This window comes from Bacillus sp. 05T31 (assembly GCF_056396725.1).
This window is the reverse complement of record NZ_JBFTMA010000276.1, coordinates 1-5,106: the sequence shown is the minus strand read 5'-3', so window position 1 is coordinate 5,106 and position 5,106 is coordinate 1. Positions and strand designations below refer to the sequence as shown.

The window sequence follows — 5,106 nt, the reverse complement described above, 5'->3', positions numbered from 1 at the left end:
ACTTTTAAGGCGGTTTTTTCTATTTGTTCTTAAACTTCTCTGTCGCTGCTCTCATCTTCACATTCAAATCATGATCAATGGAGTCACGAATATCACGCTCTACTACTTCCATTTCCTTTTGGAAATTTTGCAAGTATATTTTTAGTTCTTCTTCTTTTTCAGGACGTTGTGATGGTGGTAATTGTACCACTAATGATAACATCGCTGTTAAATCTTTCATTAAGAACGTTTCAAGTTTATGTTGTTGTTCAAACATGCGTTGTTCTTGATAGTACGGAAGTGCATTTAATACTGAAATTGTAATGTCATCAACCGTTCTTTGTAGTGAAGGATTAATCGAGCGTTTATATGCTTGAATTGTATTTAATGCATCTGGATAGCGATCATAGAAATACAATTTATAAAACGATAAGTCTGTCGGTTTAACAGTTTGCTGTGATTCTTGTCTCAAGAAATCTTTCACTTTCATTGTTGCAATATCAATATCTTCATTCGTAAGCTTTTTCGTTGTTTTTGCCATCACATGCACTTTTTTCTGCTTTTCTTTCGGTAACATTGAGAAAACTTGCTCTCTCGTACGTTGGCCCGATGAACAGAAAAGTGTATTTAATGTATTTTGTTCTTTTTTCCCTTCTGTACGAATCCAGCGATAAAAGAGTGGGTGCTGCGTAAATTCTTGTAAAAACGGTGTTGATTTGTTCGATAATTTTTCAATAGAATCTTGCGCTCTCTTATATGGTTTCGTCCATGAAAAATAAAGTTTACGTCCGAAGTATACAACTAAAACAACGACAGTAAATGCGATTAAAAGTAATGACCCTAATAGTAATAATACTCCTTGAATGAAACTCATTTTTTCACCTCCTCAAATAATCTGTTATTTCCTTGGACGCTGAATGAGTTTCTGCTTCATCTCATCATTAAATGTGTCAAGTTCAATTACAAACTTCTTACTAGACTCAATAATACGCTCTGACGATTTCTCAGATGCTTCAATAGCAGCGAATACATTTTGGAATGATTCACGTAATTTATCCATGCTAATTGCAGGATTTTCTAGGAGTTTTGTTGTTTCTTCTGTATTTTGTTTTAATGCTTGAGAATTGCTTAATACCATTGATTCAATCGCTTCATTTGTCGCATTAACTGCATCAATTGTTTTACGTTGATTTGTTAATGCGAGCTGAATTGCAGCTGAAACCGTTATAACGTTTTGCGTCATCGTAATTGCATTACGAATTGCCTCTGATAGCTTTTCATTATTTTTCTTAATGATGTCTACAGATGCGATAGATTGTAATAATACACTTTTTGCTTGTTGCATATTACGAGTACGCACAAGTATCTTTTCTAATGCATCATTTATTAACGGAATATCCCTTTGACGTTCTGGATTTTGTTTCTCAGCTTCAAGCATACCAGCAAGTTTTCTTCCTAAGTATACTTGTTTATCAAGAGCGTGAATTTTATCGTGTGATTGCTCTTTTAACATTTCAAGACCAACCGTATCCTCTTGCAAGTTATCACGGCCAATGAGAAGTGATCTTATAATCTCCTCGATTTGCTTATCTATAGATTGATATTTATGCACGTAATTTTCAAGTGGATTTTTCTTAAACACTTTAAACATAAGTTTCTTCATACCAGTTGCTTTTAATGAGTTTGGATCAAGTTCTGATACCACTTTTCGTAATTCTAACAATGTATTTGGAATTTCTTCATTCTTTCCATTCATCATCGCTGTCACAGGACGTTTTAAAGCTGATAACGTTTGTCCTGCCGCTTGCTGCTCTTTATCCCCTAAGTCTCCTAGCTGCGACAATACTTTTGATAAATCTGTATTTTGCTCGCTATTTAACTTTTGTACATAAAGATCTGCTTCTTTATTCAGTTCTTCAAGCTCTGCATCTTTTATTACTGTATCCACTACTACTTCTACATTATTATCTTTCACAATCGATACAGGTTCTTTTTTCTCGAGTTCAGTCAACAAAATCGCTCCTTTATTTATATGTGCGAATTTATGTGCACTATATTTCATCTAATATATCGTATTTCATATACATTTTTGCTTGCTTGAAATCGATTTTTCAAGAAATACCTGCTTATGCAGTCATTCCCTGTTTCATAGTATAAGTATACCTGTTCTCGTCATTATTTTCCTCAGACTTAAGACCTAGAGAACAACATGCTGAAGACGGATTCTTCACAGCTTACCTTACTTATCACCACTGACTATTAATTTGAAATTCCATTTAGTTACCTTCTTAAATTCATACAATGCTCTATCTTTTGACATATACTATCTTTCAATGTGATAATTATATTAGGTCCACTTCTAATTATTCTTCCGCGCAACAAATGCTCCCTTTTGAAAAGCTAATAACACGGTTTCAAACGTAACGTCTTCTTCAATCATCTTTATAAATCCAGCTAATTCCCCCGCATGAGAAGTTGCATTATCAATTACAAGAAAACCTTTTGGCTCTAAAATACGTTTTATATGTTCCCACCACCACATGTATTGCGTGCGCTCTGAATCTAGGAAAATAAAATCAAATGAACGATCTACTTGCGAATCTAAAAATGCCCCAGCCTCTTGATTATGAATATCGATTCTCTGTGTAAGATTTGCCCTTTCAAAATTTCCAAGTGCCTCTCCAACCCGTTCTGAAGAAAGTTCTACAGTTATAACATTTCCATTTGTTTCTTCTACCGCATTTGCTAGCCACAATGTAGAATAGCCATTTGAAGTTCCAATTTCTAAAATTTTTTTTGCATTGCACCCCTTTACTAATACTGATAAAAACTGCCCCATTTCACGAGAAATATTTCTTAATTTTTCTTCTCTTTTTTCTTTATGTCGATCATGCTCTTCTCCATATTGTTCAAGTTGCAATAATAATGAATCTAGAGTATTCATTTTCTCCATCGCCTTTCCAAGCAATATGATGAAAAAGTACATGATGCCCGTCTACTTTTCATTATATGCGAAATGCACACCTTTTTCCTGTTATACGACAAAGAATTAAAATTTTTTATAGCATATTGTTTCGTTTTTTGGTAAAGTTAATTTCTACGTGCAATTATTTAATTCACATTATTTTACAATCAGTTTTCAATTATAAGATAATCTAAACCCCATTTAAATGAATCGGTATTTCTAATTCAACTAAGCGCCCTTTTCGGACGCATTTTCTTTTGTTTATATATTTCTGTAAGAAAGGATGCTTACACATGAACGTGATTAACTTAGATGCTGCTAGAAGACGTAAACAGCATAAAAAACTAATGATAACTATACCGATTATTAAACGCATTTATGAAGAAGACGGGGAAATTAAATTCGAGGTAGCCGGCGAAAAAGATGTACCTCTTGAAATGTTAGAAAAATAAAAAAAAGACGCACTTCTAAAGAAATGCGTCTTTTTTTATACTGTTACATTTAAGTGCATAAGTTTTTCAGGATTAACCATCATATAAATGTTTGAAATTTTCTCATCCTCAAATATGAATGAAAGTACATACGTCACTTTATTATTTATTGTAACTATAACGCCTGGTGCACCATTTACTATTTTGAAATCAACACTATACTTTTCTGGCAATCGTTTTGCAATTCCAAAGAACAAACGTATAATTTTATCTGCAGAATAAATCGGATTAATTGCAGTTGTAACTTTACCACCACCATCTGCTTTAAATATCGCATTTGTTTTTAATACCTCTAACATGCCTTGCGTATCCCCACACTGTAATGATGATACAAACTTTTCCACATAGGCAGCCATTTTCTTCGTACTTAATGTTGATTGCTTCGGCTTATCTAAAATACTTTTTCGTGCACGTTGAAAGATCTTCCGGCAATTCACACTACTTTTATCAACAATTGAAGCTATTTCCTCGTAGTCATAACTGAAAACCTCTCTTAATATGAAAACAACCCTTTCTACCTCAGACAATTGTTGTAAAAGTAATAAATATGCCGTAGAAATTGATTCTTTCATTACAAATGACTCTGCTGGCTCATCAGGCTCTTCCACAAATGGCTCTGGTAACCACATCCCTACATATACATTACGTTTATGCGCTGCCGAACGTAATGTATCAATTGAACGATTTGTCGCCATTTTACACAAATATGCTTTCATATTTTCTATAGATTGAACACCCTCTATATTATTTACCGCGATAAATACGTCATGAACGATATCTTCAGCGTCCATAACACTCCCAAGGATTCTATATGCTAATGAAAATAATAATGGTTGATACGCTTCATATAATTGCTCCGTTTCCATGATGAACTGCCTCACTTTCTAATTGCTTTAAAATGTGTAACGCTGCACGTTTCCCGCTTGCTACCGCAGCATCAGCTAATATTTCATCATGCCCAGCCCAATCTCCTGCAACGTAAACACCTGGCATTTCAGGTATATTAGGGCCTGGTTTTTCAACACGGTCAATATGAGGAAAATCATGTACTACCGTAATTTTCGGTAAATATTGCTGTGCAACAGCTTCTCTTTTCCAATTCGGATGTAACAATTCCATCATATTTTCTAACTGTTCTTTCTCTTCTTGAATATGATTCAGTTCTAGTACAGGGTTATGGTATTTAATTAGACTCACTACAATTGATCCATCTTCACTTAATTTAGCTGCTCTCGATTGATTCGTGAAAAATATAGGTTGATCTAATCCCAATGCAAAATGATGCAAAGGATTCGGTAATTGTTTTAAACCAATATCTAACGCTGCCACGGTCACTTGTATAGATTGTTCACTCCATTTTTGCAAACTTGTTCCTTCTGTACCTTTTATAATTTTACATGCCTCTTTCGGTGGAGTTGTTACAATAACTGCCCCTGCTTCAAATACTTCATCGTCAAAACAATGTATTCTGTGTTTTCCTTCACAATGCTCTATTTTTAAAACATGCTTTTTAGCCAGAAATTGTACACCACTAGTATTCGCTATTCCTCTTAAATTTGTTATTATCGTCTCCCAACCACCATCTACATAAAGTACTCCTTCTTTCATAGAAAGCTGTATTTGCTTTAGTACGGAAGATGCTAATTGTATTGTAGGAGCATACGTATATGT

At 34.1% G+C, this 5,106-nt stretch carries 6 protein-coding genes; 1 reads left to right on the top strand and 5 read right to left on the bottom strand.

The features are described from left to right. Positions 1-19: 19 nt before the first annotated feature. The 3 genes from AC1DJR_RS16810 to AC1DJR_RS16800 form a co-directional block, all read right to left on the bottom strand. Positions 20-853: a DUF3974 domain-containing protein gene (locus AC1DJR_RS16810; protein WP_002085563.1), complete on the bottom strand. Its 834-nt coding sequence runs from the start codon at positions 851-853 to the stop codon at positions 20-22. A gap of 24 nt (positions 854-877) precedes the next feature. Then, on the bottom strand, positions 878-1,990 hold the full coding sequence (locus AC1DJR_RS16805; RefSeq protein WP_002085564.1) for a toxic anion resistance protein: 1,113 nt from the start codon (positions 1,988-1,990) through the stop codon (positions 878-880). A 348-nt stretch (positions 1,991-2,338) separates the two neighbouring features. Then, positions 2,339-2,932: an O-methyltransferase gene (locus AC1DJR_RS16800; RefSeq protein ID WP_002085565.1), complete on the bottom strand. Its 594-nt coding sequence runs from the start codon at positions 2,930-2,932 to the stop codon at positions 2,339-2,341. Positions 2,933-3,237: 305 nt separating this feature from the next. Here AC1DJR_RS16800 and AC1DJR_RS16795 point away from each other — a divergent pair, with 305 nt between their 5' ends. After that, positions 3,238-3,396 (top strand): hypothetical protein, encoded by a 159-nt coding sequence (locus AC1DJR_RS16795; RefSeq protein WP_002085567.1) that lies wholly within the window; start codon positions 3,238-3,240, stop codon positions 3,394-3,396. A gap of 35 nt (positions 3,397-3,431) precedes the next feature. On the opposite strand, the gene AC1DJR_RS16790 is transcribed toward AC1DJR_RS16795, so the two are convergent. Together AC1DJR_RS16790 and AC1DJR_RS16785 are read right to left on the bottom strand one after the other, a co-directional pair. Continuing rightward, positions 3,432-4,301 (bottom strand): sigma-70 family RNA polymerase sigma factor, encoded by an 870-nt coding sequence (locus tag AC1DJR_RS16790; protein ID WP_477003068.1) that lies wholly within the window; start codon positions 4,299-4,301, stop codon positions 3,432-3,434. Further along, the coding region (locus tag AC1DJR_RS16785; protein ID WP_477003067.1) for an FAD-dependent oxidoreductase at positions 4,279-5,106 on the bottom strand (828 nt) is incomplete at its 5' end. The genes AC1DJR_RS16790 and AC1DJR_RS16785, both read right to left, overlap by 23 nt.